This window comes from Candidatus Nitrosocosmicus sp. FF01 (assembly GCF_047711275.1).
Taxonomy (GTDB): Archaea; Thermoproteota; Nitrososphaeria; order Nitrososphaerales; family Nitrososphaeraceae; genus Nitrosocosmicus.
The window spans coordinates 202092-220055 of sequence record NZ_JBLNIG010000001.1 but is presented as its reverse complement, the minus strand read 5'-3'; the positions used below and the strand labels follow the sequence as shown (position 1 = coordinate 220055).

The following is a 17964-nucleotide window of genomic DNA, read 5'->3' as shown; positions in this document are numbered from 1 at the left end:
TTAACAGGAATAACACTGTAAAAATCCAATAATGAGAAAACAAAAAAAAGATTAGTCGTTTGCTTGAGCTAGGCCGTTACTTCCTGTATTGGCTTGGAATTGGAAGTTTATATTATTTCCAGAAGCTATGGAACTTCCACCTGAAATTACTTGGCTATTTTGTTTTGATTTTTGAGACTGACTAATTATTTGTTTTGCTTTGTTACTCTTTTTTGCTAATGCATCTTCTGAGATTGCAAGTGGAGCCAAAACTAATGCGAGTGCTAGAACAACTGCTGTTGATACTAGTAATGTTTTAGTTGTATTCATACCTGTAAATTTTATTGTTATAATTCAATATATATTAGCTATTTTAGAGTTTTGTGTGAATATGTTCAGGTAATATTGAACAGTAAATAATTCTATTTGATTAGTAGTTGGGGGTAAATCTGCATAAACATCCTCATGCATCTAATTAGAGATTTGTCCATCTCGGACTTGAAATATTATTCTTTGAATCTTAAAGAAGATTCTTAAGTAAAATTTATTTCAAATCAACTTATAGTATTTACAACATATCTTTATCAATAGTATGATGTCAGAAAGAGAAAATCGCTTTGTATTGGTTGAAAAGTGCAAGTATCTGATGTCGAAGCTGCCATTTGGAGAATTTGATATCGAAGATTTAGATATTACAATCATGGTAATAGAAAAGGAATCTGAGCGGTTTAACAGGCCGTTAAAAGAAATACTGATTAACATGGAGCCTTTGGATAATCATGTTCTACAATCACTGTTTACTACACCAGAATTGATCAGCTTGGGAAAAACACTATCCCAGTATATTCAATATAATAGTTATATATGAAAAATTTTACCTGAGTTTTAATCAAGCATTCAACAGAGCTAAGAAAATATCACAGTATCTCAAAGTTCTCTATAGTATGAATATGTCCGTAGGTATGATCGTAACAATAGTACTCCGAGCATACAGAGCATCTTGAAATTGGCTTTATCTTACAGTTAGCAAATGAACAAGACGATTTGGCCCGTGCAGGAGTGCTTGTAGAAGCAAACGAAGATGAGGAAAGGGGGTAGATATTTCTAGCACCCTGCTTAGGAATACAGTTTAAGAAATATGCCATTTAATCTTACACGTGCATTTTAGATATTAATACTTTTTACCCTTAGATTTGTACATAACAATATAACTATATGATTCATATACTTGTGCTTGAAAATCAAATTTTGGCAAAATGTTTCGAGGTTTTATCGCTAGCGACGGTGGTGATATGCAAGTCTGCTGGTGTATGTAACCTTTCCAGGCGGTATCTCTCCTTTTGAATTACAAACGTACCAGCAACTCTTTAAACTCAAAATTTTTACATGATTTGTCCTATATCAGGTACCGGACATCCCTAGCATGCCAATCTTTAAAGCGCTCTGCAATCATTCAATCAATTTTGGATCCTTTTTGCAATCTAAATGCACTAAATATTTATATCTATTTATTGCCAAAGAATGCCTATGAATGCAAATAATCCCAATAATTCTTCCGGATCTCGGAATGACCAGGGAAAAACTTATCAAATTTTTAATATGGATTTACTAGATTTTAAAATAGTTTTATCTGGAGAACAAACAGGAGGGAAATATTCATTACTGGAAATTCAGCTTTTGGGAGAAGAGGATCTAGAAGTTCCTATGCATTCACACAGTAAAGAAAAATTGATCGTATATGTAATGGAGGGAAAATTTCTATTTAAACAGGGAAAAGAGATAATTCATGCAGAAAAAGAAAAAATACTGATCCTTGAAAAAGATATTCCACATTCGTATAGAAAGATTGGTAAGGAAAAGGGCACATTACTAATCATGTTTATTCCAGGTGGATTTGAAAACTTTTTTACCGATCTGGGCTTGACAAATAGAAAACAACAAAAATCTAGTAATGAAGACCAAGTATTGTTGCATTTGTTAGAAAAAAAATATGGTGGAAAATTTGTGTTTGAATAATATTGAACAACAGTAGACTAAATGATACCTAGTTTGGAATAATATATATTAAATCAGACTCTATTGTTAAAAAAAGTCCAAATCACATGAAAGTAATCTGCATTTATATTTGAAAGTATTGCATGTTCAATAAAGTTTCATTTGATCATCATAGGTGTGTTTGACAAGACCCTTCTGAAAATGATTCAATGTATAAACTTAATACATGAATGCAGAGTTTTAAAATCCTGATTTGTTTAAATCAAAAGACAAGGTATATTTTGATCATTTATTTTTTTATATAACTGTGAACACTAGTGCATATTTATCAACTTTTATCGCAAATAAATTGGAAGAGTTAAGATTATGAAGGCCGCAGTTTTTAGAGAGCATGATATAGATCCAGAAAAAGTTGTGAAGATAGAAGATATTGATATTCCAAAGATAAAGCCAAACGAAGTTTTGATCAAAGTACAAGCAGCTGCTTATAACTACAATGATTTGTGGGCAATATGGGGTAAGCCAATTAATGTTCCAATGCCACATATTTCGGGCACTGATATTTCAGGAACAGTAGAAGAAGTAGGTGAAGAAGTCACTTCAGTTGTAAAGGGTGACAGGGTGGTTTCTCACGGTAATTTGAGTTGCCGTATCTGCTATCAGTGCACGTCGGGAAGAGAATTTGATTGCGAGAAAAGACAAGTTTGGGGGTTTCAAACAGGGCCACTTTGGGGAGGCTATTGCCAGTATACACACCTGCCAGAAGTAAACGTGACTAAAATAAGTGACAATGTATCATTTGAAGATGCAGCAGCTATCTCTATGGTAGGAATGACTTCTTGGCACATGCTTGTGGACAGAGCTAGAATGCGACCTGGACAAACGGTACTTGTAATGGGTGGAACAAGCGGGGTAGGAATGGCAGGTATCCAAATTGCAAAACTGTATGACTGCACAGTTATTGCCACCGCCGGAAATCAGCAAAAAATGGACAAGTGTCTGGAACTTGGTGCAGATCACGTGGTAAATCACAGAGAGGAAGATTGGTACAAAAAAGTAAGAGAGTTTACCAACAAGAAAGGAGTAGACATAGTTTTTGAACATATTGGCAAAACTGTATTCCCCCAAGAAGTGGCACTACTCAAAATGGGAGGCACATTGGTATCTACAGGTGCTACCACAGGATATGATTCTAGTATCGATTTACGCTATCTATTTTTTAGGGGGATAAATATAGTTGGAGCCACTCAAGGAACAAAAGCCGAACTAGAAGATGTATTGTTTTGGACTTCAAAGGGAAAAATTAAACCTCTCATAAACGCAGTATTGCCATTTCGCGACATGGTAAAAGGCCATGTCATGATGGCAAAGGGTGACCAGATAGGTAAAACTATTACAACGCCACAAAAGCTTTGACTCGTTAGCAAAAAAAATAGAGTTTGAGTTAATGAATGACTCTAGCAGAAAAGGGAATGCAATCATATTAAATGAAAGAATAATTGGCTTAATACACCTATTTAAGTGGCACATTTGATTCTAATTGTGGCTTTAGGGGTAAGATCAAGATGGCTGATAGATTGTGTTTTGATATCCTCGATCATCATTGGAAAAAGACGGGCAGAAAATTTCACTTTAGCAATGAATAATTTTGTTGCATGAAAAAAAGTACCTATTTCATTGCTTTTCTTTATTTCATATCTGATTCTCCTGATTCCGTTGTTATGTTATTTTTTGGGCGAGTCCTGAAATATGAGTACATTCCTGTCCCAATGACACAGCAATGATATTGTTTTTATTATGAATCGAGTATCGAATATGAAAGATAATGGTTTCAATCAACAATGTGCGCTTGGATCATGTCACTTCCTTTGGTGATGCAATATTTGCCTTTTCTATTACGTTCATTGCGATTTCAATTGAAATTCCACAATTGCCCCCAAATTTATCAGAAGCTGAAGTAACAAATAGATTGTTCCAGCTTATCCCTCAATTTGAAATATACCTCACTAGTTTTGCGGTAATAGGGATTTTTTGGATCAAGTATCATCTCATCTTTAACAAGATAAAAGACTCACACGCGGTTATGTTATGGTTAAACCTGTTGTATTTGTTTTTTGTTACCTTGATATCCTTTGGAACCGCTCTACGATTTGAAAATAATTATGTTTCAACATTTGCGCTCTACGCTCTAATATTAACAATTACTAGCCTCCTGCTTTCCCTGATTTGGATACATGCGCTAAGGTATACCCTGCTAAAGGATGATAACATGACACAACGTCAAAAAAAATTGTATATATTACAGGGAATCTTTCCTGCCATAATATTTGCTGGGTCTATAGGCGTTGCTTTCATAAACATACAGTTTGCGTCATATCTTTGGATTCTCATTATTCCTTTTCAGATAATCTTCAAAAAAAGAACTAAATTGAGTTGATAATCTTCGTCATTATCAATCGACTTGCCCTTATCTTCAAGTGACAGGCAAATCAGTAATCTACAACAGTAGTTTTGTTTAATAAATTAGCCATTATGGTAGGCGAACCTATGATCGATCCGTCAATTATATCCGAATTGTTATATCCTGCAATCTTTAAGCATACTTCACATATAATTACAGTTCCGCCTTTATTCATAAAATTGGAAACATTCTGGATTAATGGATTCAATCCAAGATACTGATGTGGATTCTTAACGCCTAATTGAACTCCTTCTATGCTTAACATTAACGTAACGTTATAACCCATTTTTAACATTGTTTGAGAATCAAGTAGGGCAATTGTAGCCCTCCACGGTTCATCACTGCTTAGGTGATATACTAGCTCAGTTCTATTTTTATCTGGCGATTCTGCATTCTGAGCAAATACCCGTAATTGATCATAGGGTTGGAATAAACTGTTTTGAGAATTTATTGAAAAGGTACTTCCAGTAATAAATGGATAATTCCATAGTCCGAAGCCCAAGATTAAAATAAGAACTGTTAAAGATCTGAAACGTTTTGGAAGGTAAAAAACACGGTTGCTTTTCATGTACTGAATCGATATAATCATGCGAATATTATTCTTTACAAGTTTAATGGGTTTTTCAATGGTCAAATAAAATATGTTTGTGTAGCATTGTATGGGCTTTAATTGTCGAAGATGTAATAAAAGTAAGATTTTTCGCATAAATTAGTGGCCTTATGGCTGGTTGGATAGCAGACAGGCATGCAAATAAACAGGTAGGCAGGTAGGTAGGTAAGTAGCCTAACTATTTAACGTTGCCAAATAGTAGAGCAAACAGATTACTATCATGAACCACAACATTCTAAACAACCCCGGCTAAATTTAGATCTCAAATCAAGATTAAAGTGGAGCGGTTAGCTCTGCGCTAAAGCGTTGTTACCGCTGTTTTCTTGGTTTTGAACGTTGATGTTGTTACCAGAACCTATCGTATCTCCACCGGATACCACTTGACTGTTTTGGCTAGAGGATTGTGATTGACTGATGCCTTGTTTTGCAGAGTTTCCGTCGTCGTCATCGTCTTGTTGAGCTAATGCATTGTTTCCAGTATTCTTTTGGTTTTGGAAACTAACGTTATTGCATGATAGGAATGTTGTTCCACCAGAAGCACATAATGCATTTTGAACTGAAGACTGTGATTGAGAGATTGATTGCTCGGCTACATTACCACCTTTTTTCTTTTTGGTTGCAAAGGCGTGATCTATAGCCACTAGGGGGCTTGCGAAAAGTGCCAAGGCAACCACTATTGCGATTGATGCGACAAAGAGTTTGTTTTTGTTTTGGTTGTGAATATTTTTGGCTTTATTATTCATATCTTTGATACTATAGAAAAAATATATTGGATTTGCTAACTAGTTGCAATACTCTAATATTCTAGCAGTTTTAGAAAAAATTGAAATTCTAAGTAATTATTATTAAAAGTATTCCCTTTAGATCTACAGAAGTAAGATGTCTGAAGGTCCGGAGGTCAGAATAGTTGCAGACAATATAGGAGCTGTCCTATTATCAAATGATACAAAAATAGAGTTCATCTTACAAAACAAGGTTAGCGACGAAATCAAAAGTAAAATAATAGGATCATCAGTAGAGTTTGTTAAAACATTTGGGAAAAATATTGTCATTAAATTTTCATCAAATGTTTATTTACGGAACCACATGATGATGTGGGGGAAGTGGAGAATCTATGATCGAGAAAAATATGACAATGGAAGTGCCAGACCACCTCCACGACGACCAACGAGGCAGATAAATAATCAATCCCCGAGTCTGAAGAAAACAAAAAGCGTATCAAATAGTAATATCCAACTCCAAACCAATAACGTCCTAGATACAAGAAAAGATTCTAGGGTACGGTTAACGATTATAACCGCTGATAAAGTTTTGGTTCAATTCAATGGCCCCGTCATAGAATTTTCGCTGGATGATCCCTCAACTCGACCTCCCATTTCATTATTGGGTCCTGATCCACTGACAAAAAATTTCGACAAAGATCAGGTACTATCTAATTTACTAGAAAAATCTAAAAGAGATAAAAACTTGCTCATTGTTAAAGCACTTTTAGATCAACAAATAATATCGGGCATAGGAAATAAATACAAATCAGAGATCTTGTTTTTACGCAAAATCTATCCTTTTACGAATGTGACTTCCCTATCTGACTCTGATTTAGAGAAACTTGTATCAAATATTCCAAAAATTCTCAACTTTGGCTATATTAACAATGGCAGAACTCGAGCAGTTGACAATCCAAATCACGGCAAGATGACTTGGGACGATACTCATTGGGTTTTTAGAAGAGCGGGCAAGAAATGCTGGAAATGTGGAACAAAGATATTATCTGAGAAAAAAACAACTCTAAGGTCAACATTTTGGTGCCCCCTATGCCAAGTTAACGACAATTAATCTTTTTTCATTACAAATAACCAGATACGAGATAGTAGATATGGTTGTGATGCTGATGGTGGTTATTGCGAAGGGGTGAGAGTGAATGTAGGAGGAAAGAGAAGGCGAAGTTAGAGATGTCTATGATGATTATGACTACAATGATTCAAATACTACTATTGATGAACTAGTTGGCTGTCTTAAAAGAGATAAAGAGTCAATTCCAATCGTTGCTTAGAATAACAACAACTATTGATTGACTTTATTTCTTATATGGAATTGATTGCGATAAATATTTTCAACTTTTTCCAGATTATCAATATCATTAATGCCTTTATCGAATCTTATGTTCTTAATCCTAGGAAAACGCAGTGCATATCCACTATCATGTCGATCACTTTTTTGTATCGTATCAAAGGAGACTTCCAGAACAATTTCTGGTTTTACTATTAGTCTGCTACCCTCATCTTTTACTACTAGTGTTTTTAACTTGTTAGTCATGAAATTAATCTCGTCGTTTGAGAGCCCCGAATAAGCTTTGCCTATGGTCCTCAACATATTCGATTTGTCCTCTTTAATTTTTGATTCTAAAATATTGTTTTTATCGGCTGGTGTTTTGTGTTTAAAATCGTTTATAGCAAGAGTGTAATCAGAAAGCGTCCCTGCTCTTTTTCCATGGCCATATTCAGCCATAACCACTACAGCATCAATCGTGTCTAACTCCTCCTTCAGCTTTATCCAATATCTGCCCCGTTTCCCAGGATGGTAGTTTGATTCAGGATCCTTTATTACAAGTCCCTCATATCCTTCACTCTTACTTTTCTTAAAATTCAGATCTATTTCCTCACCGGCCGCTACAACGGTGCTTGTTGCAATAATTATGTTTTCATTCTTTAACAGCAAGCGACTAAGCAACTTTTTCCTTGTAGCAAGGCTGTCTCTTATTACAGATTTGCGATCATAAAACATGACATCATAAACGATATATTGAACAGGAATTTCCCTCAAAATTTCTCTTGACATTACTTTCTTTCTCAGCCTCTTTTGTAGTTCTTGAAAAGGTAAAGGTTTATTATCCTTATATCCTATCAATTCACCATCCAAAACAAAGTCAACAGGTATAGCATTTTTCGATTCATTCTTTGATCCTTTTTTACATATTTTTATTGCAGATTCTACTATTTCTGGAAATGCGAAAGATATATCGCTCAGGTTTCGAGAAAAAAGTTTACAATCATCTCCGAATCGGTGCAGTTGTAACCTTATACCATCATATTTAAATTCACAGTAAAGAGATTTATTAAAATATTCAACTATCTCATCCCCCGTAAACATGACATCTGCAAGCATGAAATTCATGGGTACAAATGGTTTCAGTGTTACTGATTGCAATTTATCACTCTTTGATAACAAAGCCACATTGGATATATCTCCTGAGATTAACAATGCCTCTCTCACACTTTCAACACTTTTATCAAATGCCTTTGCAATTGCTATTTCTACCAATCCTTCGTACGAACCAATTCTCATTTCATTGGTAATGATTTTTATTAAATATTTTGATTCTATGGGAGTGCATCTAATTAGTAATCCCTTGAGAATATTTTTCTTTTCATTGTTAGAATTAGGTCCACTAAGGTTCGCTATTTTTTTAAATTGCAAATAGATATCATTTAAGGTAAGACTATCTAATTGTTCTCCAGCAAATCTAAAAAGAGTCACTGTTCTTTTTTTAGAAATAGCATATTCTGCAATCCTGCCAAGATCACCATGCTCTAAATGAATCTTACTAACGTCATCTTTGTTGAGATCAGATATTTCAAACAAAGATTGCATTATTGTTCTAAAACCTACATTTAGAAGGTGTGGAGAACCTCGAGAAAATATTCTTCCAGACAGAAATAAAACAGCTTTGTACAGAGATTCCTCATCCAGTGATGAAAGATATGCTGAAATTATATCGACCTTCTTGTTCTTGCTAGACGTATTTCGCACTAACTCACAAATCTCAGTAAACTTTGAGAAGCTAAATGTTTGTTCAATGTTCTCAATCATTCTTCCAAATAACGTTAGGATGATTTATCTAATATACCATATATAATCTGCGTCAAAGAGACATTCAAGTAGTGTAAAAAGAGGATGGTGCTTTTCTTATTTGCGAAACAAAAAATACTAAAATATTAAAACCATAGTCCATTTCGAATTTGTATATGTCACAGTGTTTTAAGATAAAGGCCATCCTCACACAGATATATGTGTGTGTAGAACATGAATAATATTAACAGGTGCGTCAATACAATCTCTAAATTGTCAAGCAATAAAGTGGCCATCATTACAGGTTCTAGCAAAGGAATTGGAAAATCAATCGCGCTTAGATTTGCAAGATCAAAAGAATATTCAGCCCTTGTAATAAATGCAAGAAGACTAAAAGAGGCAGAACAAGTTGTTGAAGAGACCAAAAAAAGTGCCGAATGCGATTCAGTAGCTATTGTTGGCGACGTCTCAAAAGAATCTGATTGTATTAGGTTGATTGAAGAGACAGTAACTAAGTTCCAAAGAATTGATGTACTGGTGAATAACGCGGGTATACAAAAAGACAACCCATTGACAGAGACGACCCTTCAAGACTGGTATAACATAATTTCGGTAGATCTTACAGGCCCTTTTGTATGTAGTAGAGAATCTGTCAAACAAATGAAGACCCAAACTGACCCTGTTGGAGGATGTATAATCAATATCTCCTCGGTTCACCAAATTATTCCAAAACCACATTATGTCCCATATGCAACTTCGAAAGGCGGAATAGACATGATGACAAAAACCATGGCTTTAGAATTGGCGGCTGACAAAATAAGGGTAAATATTGTAGCTCCCGGTGCAATTGATACGGATATGAATATGAGCTTGCGCACAGGTGCATTAGAACTTGAAGAAAATCTAAAGAAAATTCCTATTGGCAGAATAGGAAAAGCACAAGAGATAGCAGACGTAGTAGATTTTCTAACTTCATCAAAAGCATCTTACATTACTGGAAGCACTTTCGTCGTAGACGGTGGAATGACACTCTACCCTTCATTTGGGCTTGATCACAGTCATAGTTCAGATCATTTATTCCCTAAGGATTCAAGCAGGTAGAAAAATAGCAATAGATCATTTATTACATAGAAAGCAAAAGCAGTCTGTAGGTTGACAGATATAAAAAGCTATTGTAAAAGTGTGAAGATGTATTAGATAAGAATTGGAATGGATCATTCACAATATCTGCTGCTACATTATGTCCCCACCAATGGAGTTGGGATGTTGCTTTTATTGCTCTAGGAAATTCTTATGGCAAGACAGACAGAGCAATTCAGGAAATTCAATTTCTGTTTGATGCACAATGGAAAATGGAATGGTCCCACATATTGTATTTAATGATAAAGAAAAAAACCTACTTTCCTGCTGCAGATTTTTACGAAATAAGAAGATCACCTGAACCTCCTATGCATATTGGCACCTCGGGAATGACGCAACCCCCTGTACATGCAAATTCTTGTTACTACATACACGTAAATTCTACCGACAAATCAAAAATCAAGACTTTTCTACGGAACATGGTTCCAAAACTAATGAACTTTCATAGGTACTTGCTGACTGACAGGGATCCTGAAGAGACAGGTCTTGTTACTATTTTACATCCTCGGGAATCCGGTGAAGACGATTCTCCCATTTGGGATCTGCCCCTATCTAAGATTTCATTTACAGAATCAGAATTACCGGTATTCAAAAGGCTAGACGTTGTTGCGGTAGAGGGTGCATCAGAAACGATACCGAGTGATGAGGAATACAACATATTCATATACATGATTGAAATTATGAAAAAATACAACTATGACGAAAAAATAATGTATGAAAAAATGCCCTTTAAAATAAAAGACTTGTTGTTTAGTAGCATTCTGTATATAGCCAATAAACATCTGTTAAAGATTATCAATATTTTGGAAAGTCCTGACAATGTAGAAAATAGTACCCGTGGAAATAAAAGCAACGAGGATGCGAATGAAGAAACCAGTATCGAATATAGTAAAATTAGACAAGTAGTCTTGGGATGGTTGGCAAGAACAGAACGCAATTATTATCGATATTTTCTGCCACCCTATTATTCTAAAATGGGAAAAGATGAACTCAGTCTGTTTTTAGATTAGGATTTAATTGCAAAGGACTGGATAAAAGCCAAAACAGTTTCATCCCTAACACCACTATCAACAGTGCTATCGCTCCAAAATGAAGCTGAAACGATGCAAATGGTTAAGACATTCGTATCATTCTGGACCAGGCAAATATTGTCATGAACCGGCACTTCCAAGTACCGGGTTCCAAGCAAAATATTTTAGCCCTTTAACATATTGTCCAGGACCAGTATGGATAAATATGAACTGGTTGTTTTGGTTGGGATTATTGGAGTATGGATATACAAAAAGGCAGAAGTAATAAGAGAAGGAATGTTTGAGCTGGTTCAAAGACACGGAGTAAGAGAATATTATGACCCTTATACTGGCAAAGGACTAGGTGACAAAGATTTCTCGTGGACGGCAGCTTTGGTGATCGATATGATACAGAATCCTAGAAACAAGGTATAGAAATTCAGTCAGTCATTTTCTACCCAATAAAAAGGATAAACAATAGTTACCCGTTATCCTCTTAGTAAATGATTTAATCACCATGGCAATCCCTGATTTCAAATAAAATAAAATAAAATAAAATAAAATAAAATTCTTTTATAGACCTAAGCTAGGATTTCAAATATTTGTCCAAAAAGCTCAGAGTCCTTTTCCATGCATCTGCAGTTTCATTTGGAGCATAATTATCATTTGATGGGTTTGCAAAAGCGTGACCAACATTTGGATAAATATAAATTTCATTCGTTATCCCAGTCTCATTTAATGCTTTTTGAAATTGGTTCACAGAATCTATTGAAATTGATTGGTCTTGATCTCCAAATATTCCTAGAATAGGCCACGATATATTTGAGAGGACTTGAGTATCATTAGATAACCGACCATAGTATATTACTGTAGCCGCAAGTGGATTGTCTTTGCTATTTAGAGCCAACTGTAGTGATTGCTGTCCTCCAAAACACCATCCCAAAGATGCTATTTTAGACGGATCAACGTTGTCAAGGGTTTGTAAATATGCAACAGCAGCTTTCAAATTATTAATTGCCAAATCAGGATTTTCTCTAATTGCAGTTGTTAGTTGACGTGATCGATCTTGATCAGTGGTAACTTCGCCATTAAAAAGGTCCGCGGCCAAAACTACATAGCCATTACGTGCAAGCAAGCTAGCAGATTCTTTAATGAATTCATTTAGTCCTTTATTTTCGTGGATTAATACCACCGCAGGTAGTTTCTCTGTTTTAGCTGATTGATTTAAAGAAGGATAAACCAAAAAGCCTGTCGAGTTGTCAAAATAACTAACAGTCTTATTTTCTATTGGATAGTCAGTAACAGATGAAGGAGTAGGAATAGAAGGAGTAGGAGTAGGAGTAGGAGATGATATATTATTGTTTTCAAAACTTACCTTAGTCATGACTGATAAACCTGTAATTTCTTGAGCTTTGACTATCGAAGCAGATATCGATAGGATCATCGTCATCAAGCTAATTGACAATATAAATAACAATAAAAATGAAATCAATTTGAATTGTTTCATTAACCATGAAAAGTGCTTGTTTGCTTTTAACTATTGTGTTAACACTCAACATACCATGCAATATAATGCAGTAACTTTCTCTGAAATATCATTAAAGCATTCAAATGTTTCAATCGAATCCACACTAGATTTCTATATTGTTTAGTAAGAAATCTAAATATCTCATTTATACAATGTAATAAAGATTCCCTACATACGGTATTAGAAAATAAATTCCCGTATATATGCCAAAGAAATGAGGATTATAGGTAAAGTCCCATTAGATAATAATCTCATTTCTTGGTTGGCTAAAGAAATAAAGAAACCTTCAAAAATTGTCAAATAATCTCACCTCATCTGTATTATTATTCCATCAATTCAACAGATTATAAAAGTCATCAGATCACAAATATCGGACCACACATATTACGAAAAATTGGTGGACAAAAAGGTATAAACCTAACAAAATTATAGATTTGACATGCATGAAGATTGTAAAAATTTAATTGAATTGTGTAAAAGAGGATATGTTTTTGTAACCGGTCCAAAGGGAGACTTGGTTTCTTTAACTGATTTAACTATTCTTAGTTCGTGTACCAATGTATTTATGGAAATCTCTGATGAAAAGGGAGCCATATATAGAGTTCCTATCAAGTATTGTTTGGATTGTGGAAAAAAATTATTAGCAGAAGACAAAGCCATTCGATAGCATTTTCCTATCCTATTTTATCCTAGGTGAGAGTGTAGTTTTAGAACTGTAAGAAAACAGTTAGCTAGATTTCAAATATCCCAACACAAGACTACTGCGGATGATAAAAAGGAAAAACATGAATCAATATCCTATAGATAAGTTACCAAAATTTTCTCTCATTTTAGCCGGATAAACTACATTTAGAGCAGAAGCGTCAGTCAAGTGTATTATTTTTCAATATGCTAGTCGTTAACGACTAACATGATTTATGAATGTTCAAACAAACACATTTGCTTTAGCAAAGATGAATTAATTATTTGTGGTATGACAGGCTGCGGAAAACAAACAGTCAAGATAAATAATGAGAATATAAATTGGTTCTATCGAATTAACAAAAACGGACTTTGCATTAGCAGACACAATTTGCATATGATAATTGAAGATCCCAATATGCCCAACGATGTAAAGGCCAAAGTACGAAAAATATTTTTCATCTAAACTTAAAAATAATAAAAGAATGTGAAATTTGATTACTTTAAAACTGAAAGCATTTTGAGGAATCCATAAACGGTAAGCCATTATAGAGACTATATATTGAAGGAAATTCACACTGAAATCGATATTGGAGCTCCAGTTGAAAAGGTATGGGATTTACTCACTGATTTTAAGAATTTTGAATTGTGGAACCCGTTTATTCGTAAAATAGAAGGAACTCCAACTCTGGGAACGAAGATCAAAATACATTTACACACTTCTGGTGGCAGAAACAGATCTTATCAGCCAGAGATTACGAAGTTAGAACCCTTTAAAGAACTACGATGGTTTGGGAAATCGACCATTCCAGGGGTATTTAATGGAGAGAGGATATTTATTTTGAAACCGATTGAAAGTAATCAAATAAAGTTTATACATAAAGAAATTTTTACAGGAATTTTGGTGCACCTGGTAGGAAACCGCTTGGACAAAGATATGTATAACAGCTTTATTTCAATGAATGAGGCATTAAAAAACAGAGCAGAAAAATGATTTTTAAACAAATTATAGTTTGGTCGAAGTACGACAGTTTGAATTTATCAAAATAAATTTGTAAAACATGGATTGGACAATTCAACTAATCGACAAGGTTAAAGAAATGGTAAATGGTAAATAACAAATATTTACTCTATGGATACCCAATCCGCATGAGTTTTATCAAATGCAAAGCTTTCTATAAATCGCAAATATTCAAGTAGTAAAAAAAATTCTATAAAACCACTCTTGTACTTCTAGCAAAGTAATGGATCATAGATAGATAGTATATGACATTTACTTCTTTTTAGTAGCCTTTTTGGTGCTTGAAACCTTTGTGGTTTTACTTGCTACCTTTTTTTTGGCCACTTTTGCAGCAGGTTTGACTGCCTTATCGGATTTTACTGCCTTATCGGATTTTACTGCCTTATCGGATTTTACTGCCTTATCGGATTTTACTGGAACTTTTTTATCTTCCTTTGGGTTACCTTTTTTAGATACCATTTAAATGGTTATTGAGACATAGTATTTACAACGTATTCTTAAATGTAATATAAAAAAGACTTTATGAAATTTAATCAAAGATTTAATGTCATGGTGGGTTTATCTATATTTGCACCCACAATAACATAACTTAAAGCCCACTCATCCCTAAAGAAGGTGACTAATCTTTGATCTTGTAGAGAGTCTCAGCTTCTTCTTTAGTTACCTTAAACCACAAATTATGTCCATCATATCGTTCAGCGAGATTCTTAGGAATAGAATATACTTCTTTATCAACAACGCCGGCTTTAGTCACAACATTATCTTGGCGTACCTCTTGTACTTCTCCTAGGTCGGCATCATTTATTCCTCTGGCTTCCTTTTTAATTACCTCAGTCCAATTAATCATATTGTTGCTCATAATCAGTATTATATAAAAAAACATAAATAGATGACTAATATTTGCAATGGACTTGCATCCATGTCAACGCTTTTTAAATGTGTATGATGTTACCTCATTTAGTTATTTATTTTATCAAATGTAAGGTTAAACCGTGCATAGATAAGATTGAAACTGAAAAACGCTACTCTCTATCTAAGCCAGCTATCAGCATAAATGAAATGATAGTCAACAATGGTCACCAAGATAGTTTTAATAACTCAATTCTACAAGCCAGTATCTAATTATTAAGATATTAGACTAATTAGTTGCATCCCTATTTCGTACTATTAATATTTTAAAGCTAGTGCTTGAAATACAATATATATAAATATGAAAGAAGAAATGGCTAAAACAATAATCTCAAAAACAATCAAAGATATAAATGAAAATCCATATGTGATTAAGGAGAATGGATGTGCTGCATGTCACGTTCTATTTACTCTATCAAAAGAAATGAAACTTAATGAACAAGAAGCATCAGATTTGTTATCAGAGATACTGCTTTCTAATCCTGATCTTGATTTTTCTTTTATAGAGATGGTAGAATATGTACATATGAAAAAAAGAATGATGGGAACGGTATTTGCATTAAGAACACGCGAGGCAAAGGACAAGTATATTTTTTCAAATTTCAAGAACACTTTAGCAGAATTACATTCAGATCTAATTAGCCACGGACCAGATATTGTTTTACGAAAATTGCTTTTGACTATGATCTCACTTGAAACTGCAAAAAATATAGGAATAGACCATCATGCGTCAACCGAAGAGCTTTATTATTTTATGAGAAAAAATGAGCTCGAATCGGATGGTAATATAATGAAATTCATCAATCAACTTTATCAAAGAATTGTTAGTAAGGAGAATAGCAAGTAATTCATTCCTAAAGCAACTAAGATAGTCATTTGAATTAGTAACATTAAGTGCAAGGTTTTATTTTATGATTATTAAATAAGAGGTTTTCTTTCGTTTCCAAAAGATATTGTATTACCTTTCTTACTCCCATCCATAATTGACATGTAAGTTTCAAAAATGGAAAGAACAAGAGTATGTGATCCTATCAAATAACATATGAAACTCATATAAACAAATATGATAATTTAAATAATTTTGATGTAAAATTGGTAAAATAATTAGATTTAATCCAATTGAACTTATCGTTTAAATATTTTCATTGTCCAACCATATTATGTCGTCAAGAAGAGAATTTAATGAAAGTCCAAAGCACTTTATGGTATTAGACGCCATTGCGAGAGGTATGAAGAAGATTGATAGTATTGCAAGAGTTACCAAAATATCAAAAGATGAAGTTGAATTGATTGTCAATGATTTAAGAACTCAAAAACTAATAAATGCCAATGAGAAACGAGGTTTTTTTGGCAATAAGAAGATTGAGTTATACATATCAGAAACTGGTTCTAGTGTATTAGAAAGTAAAAAGGAAGAATTATCGTATAAATCTCAGCGCCTTCAACAGCTTTATCAAAGCGGAGATAGAGGACAAATGCAAAGTTACATGGATGACAACAGGATGTGGATGCCTATGATGTTGTTTTCAGGGTTGATGAGTATGGTAATGTTTGCAGGTATGATGTCCTTTATGGGAATGGCTATGAATCCTGCAGAAAGTGCCCAGACGGAAGGACAGGTAGATGAATCAGGGGCATCTGGAGCTGAGGATTCGGGCGCTGCATCAGATGCAGGTGCGTCAGACACTGGGGATACAGGTGGTTTTAGCGATATGGGCGCTGATGGCGGGATGGATATGGGAGGATTTGATTCATTCTAGTCCATCATCTTTATCATCAATATTATTATAATGCTTTGATATTGATATTGCCAAATGCAAGTAGTTTAGTTTATTTTTGGAACAAGTTTTGATTTGCGAATTAGGTAATAAGCAATAACAATCAAAGTGTAACTCGCTGTTCAACCAGGGTTTTAGTTTACTCAGTTTGAATGTTGAGTATTGATCATAAATTAATGTATTTATACTTTGAAACCCTCATCCATAATTATTAAATGCCTATCCACAAAACAACCAAAGTTAGTGAAATAATGACCAAAAAACTTGAAACAATTGGATCCACCTCATCTGCACAGGATGTTGCAATAAAGATGAGAGATAAACAAGTTAGTTCGGTCCTAGTAATGGATGAGAGATATGGTATTCCCCTTGGAATTGTTACCGAAAGAGATCTGGCGAGAAAAGTATGTGTTACTGATAAGAATAGTACGCAATTATTAGCCAGCAAAGTAATGTCATTTCCTCTTATTAAAGTCAATGCAGAGGTATCTACTTTAGAAGCAGCAGATTTGATGTTAGAAAATAAGGTGAGACATCTACTCGTTGTTTCTAATATATCTTCTCAAACTAAAGTTGAGAACGAGAACGACACGGTAGAGAAGGAGGAGGAGGAGGATAAAGATTTGTTAAAACCGGTCGGAATTATAACTCCGATGGATTTTATTAGATTTAATTTAGTTACACCTACTGCAACAGATTTGCCCAAAGATAGTCAAGAAGACAACGACACTGAACGAATTTTAGAATATTATAAAAATGACTCCAATTTTGATTAAATATTGATAATAGTCTTTATTTACTAGTTTTGATTCCAATTTTTCATACCAGTTGAGCCTATTCTACATATGAGAATACTATTTGATGGTACAAAATGTCCCCATAAGAAAAAGTTTTTAGTTCTCAATAACTTCATTAGAGAATTAGGGGTAATTACAGTTTAATATATACAATCTTTTTAGTTACATTGCAGCCATTTCAATTATCCTTCTTTTCTCACTTTTGAGTA

At 34.1% G+C, this 17964-nt stretch carries 19 protein-coding genes and 1 pseudogene; 13 read left to right on the top strand and 7 right to left on the bottom strand.

The annotated features are described in order from the left end of the window. Window positions 1-51: 51 nt before the first annotated feature. Window positions 52-309, bottom strand: coding sequence for a hypothetical protein (locus ACMT7R_RS01165; protein WP_415309607.1), 258 nt, complete (start codon window positions 307-309; stop codon window positions 52-54). Window positions 310-571: 262 nt separating this feature from the next. Between ACMT7R_RS01165 and ACMT7R_RS01160 the strand changes: the two genes are divergently transcribed. The 4 genes from ACMT7R_RS01160 (at window position 572) to ACMT7R_RS01145 (ending at window position 4411) form a co-directional block, all read left to right on the top strand. Next, complete coding sequence (locus tag ACMT7R_RS01160; RefSeq protein WP_415309606.1) at window positions 572-847, top strand: hypothetical protein; 276 nt, start codon at window positions 572-574, stop codon at window positions 845-847. Window positions 848-1506: 659 nt separating this feature from the next. Beyond that, a complete protein-coding gene (locus ACMT7R_RS01155) occupies window positions 1507-1995 on the top strand; it encodes a cupin domain-containing protein (protein WP_415309605.1) in 489 nt (162 codons plus the stop codon). Window positions 1996-2340: 345 nt separating this feature from the next. Further along, the gene (locus ACMT7R_RS01150) at window positions 2341-3390 is read left to right on the top strand and encodes a zinc-binding dehydrogenase (RefSeq protein ID WP_415309604.1); all 1050 of its coding nucleotides are present in this window, start codon (window positions 2341-2343) and stop codon (window positions 3388-3390) included. Window positions 3391-3799: 409 nt separating this feature from the next. After that, complete coding sequence (locus ACMT7R_RS01145) at window positions 3800-4411, top strand: TMEM175 family protein (protein WP_415309603.1); 612 nt, start codon at window positions 3800-3802, stop codon at window positions 4409-4411. A gap of 52 nt (window positions 4412-4463) precedes the next feature. On the opposite strand, the gene ACMT7R_RS01140 is transcribed toward ACMT7R_RS01145, so the two are convergent. Continuing rightward, window positions 4464-4937, bottom strand: coding sequence for a DsrE family protein (locus ACMT7R_RS01140; RefSeq protein WP_415309602.1), 474 nt, complete (start codon window positions 4935-4937; stop codon window positions 4464-4466). Between the two features lie 395 nt (window positions 4938-5332). Beyond that, complete coding sequence (locus tag ACMT7R_RS01135; RefSeq protein WP_415309601.1) at window positions 5333-5788, bottom strand: hypothetical protein; 456 nt, start codon at window positions 5786-5788, stop codon at window positions 5333-5335. A 136-nt stretch (window positions 5789-5924) separates the two neighbouring features. Here ACMT7R_RS01135 and ACMT7R_RS01130 point away from each other — a divergent pair, with 136 nt between their 5' ends. After that, window positions 5925-6878, top strand: a complete 954-nt coding sequence (locus tag ACMT7R_RS01130; RefSeq protein WP_415309600.1) for a DNA-formamidopyrimidine glycosylase family protein — start codon at window positions 5925-5927, stop codon at window positions 6876-6878. Between the two features lie 228 nt (window positions 6879-7106). Here the strand turns inward: ACMT7R_RS01130 and ACMT7R_RS01125 are convergent, their stop codons facing one another. Continuing rightward, window positions 7107-8912, bottom strand: coding sequence for an ATP-dependent DNA ligase (locus ACMT7R_RS01125; protein ID WP_415309599.1), 1806 nt, complete (start codon window positions 8910-8912; stop codon window positions 7107-7109). Between the two features lie 213 nt (window positions 8913-9125). Here ACMT7R_RS01125 and ACMT7R_RS01120 point away from each other — a divergent pair, with 213 nt between their 5' ends. From ACMT7R_RS01120 to ACMT7R_RS01110, 3 genes and pseudogenes are all read left to right on the top strand, one after another. Beyond that, on the top strand, window positions 9126-9992 hold the full coding sequence (locus ACMT7R_RS01120; RefSeq protein ID WP_415309598.1) for a glucose 1-dehydrogenase: 867 nt from the start codon (window positions 9126-9128) through the stop codon (window positions 9990-9992). A 122-nt stretch (window positions 9993-10114) separates the two neighbouring features. Continuing rightward, window positions 10115-11041: an MGH1-like glycoside hydrolase domain-containing protein gene (locus ACMT7R_RS01115; protein WP_415310534.1), complete on the top strand. Its 927-nt coding sequence runs from the start codon at window positions 10115-10117 to the stop codon at window positions 11039-11041. Between the two features lie 79 nt (window positions 11042-11120). Further along, a pseudogene (locus ACMT7R_RS01110) lies at window positions 11121-11476 on the top strand (MGH1-like glycoside hydrolase domain-containing protein). Window positions 11477-11627: 151 nt separating this feature from the next. Here ACMT7R_RS01110 and ACMT7R_RS01105 read toward each other — a convergent pair. Beyond that, window positions 11628-12485: a dienelactone hydrolase family protein gene (locus tag ACMT7R_RS01105; protein ID WP_415309597.1), complete on the bottom strand. Its 858-nt coding sequence runs from the start codon at window positions 12483-12485 to the stop codon at window positions 11628-11630. A gap of 523 nt (window positions 12486-13008) precedes the next feature. Here ACMT7R_RS01105 and ACMT7R_RS01100 point away from each other — a divergent pair. Together ACMT7R_RS01100 and ACMT7R_RS01095 are read left to right on the top strand one after the other, a co-directional pair. Beyond that, entirely contained in the window at window positions 13009-13236 is a 228-nt protein-coding gene (locus tag ACMT7R_RS01100; protein ID WP_415309596.1) for a hypothetical protein, read from the top strand. Window positions 13237-13812: 576 nt separating this feature from the next. Then, entirely contained in the window at window positions 13813-14244 is a 432-nt protein-coding gene (locus ACMT7R_RS01095) for an SRPBCC family protein (RefSeq protein WP_415309595.1), read from the top strand. Between the two features lie 279 nt (window positions 14245-14523). On the opposite strand, the gene ACMT7R_RS01090 is transcribed toward ACMT7R_RS01095, so the two are convergent. Beyond that, complete coding sequence (locus ACMT7R_RS01090) at window positions 14524-14730, bottom strand: hypothetical protein (RefSeq protein ID WP_415309594.1); 207 nt, start codon at window positions 14728-14730, stop codon at window positions 14524-14526. Window positions 14731-14890: 160 nt separating this feature from the next. After that, window positions 14891-15118 (bottom strand): hypothetical protein, encoded by a 228-nt coding sequence (locus ACMT7R_RS01085; RefSeq protein ID WP_415309593.1) that lies wholly within the window; start codon window positions 15116-15118, stop codon window positions 14891-14893. A 375-nt stretch (window positions 15119-15493) separates the two neighbouring features. Between ACMT7R_RS01085 and ACMT7R_RS01080 the strand changes: the two genes are divergently transcribed. The 3 genes from ACMT7R_RS01080 (at window position 15494) to ACMT7R_RS01070 (ending at window position 17734) form a co-directional block, all read left to right on the top strand. Further along, a complete protein-coding gene (locus ACMT7R_RS01080) occupies window positions 15494-16027 on the top strand; it encodes a hypothetical protein (protein ID WP_415309592.1) in 534 nt (177 codons plus the stop codon). 313 nt (window positions 16028-16340) lie between these two features. Beyond that, window positions 16341-16940, top strand: coding sequence for a MarR family transcriptional regulator (locus ACMT7R_RS01075; protein WP_415309591.1), 600 nt, complete (start codon window positions 16341-16343; stop codon window positions 16938-16940). 269 nt (window positions 16941-17209) lie between these two features. Next, entirely contained in the window at window positions 17210-17734 is a 525-nt protein-coding gene (locus ACMT7R_RS01070) for a cyclic nucleotide-binding/CBS domain-containing protein (RefSeq protein ID WP_415309590.1), read from the top strand. Window positions 17735-17964 lie beyond the last annotated feature (230 nt).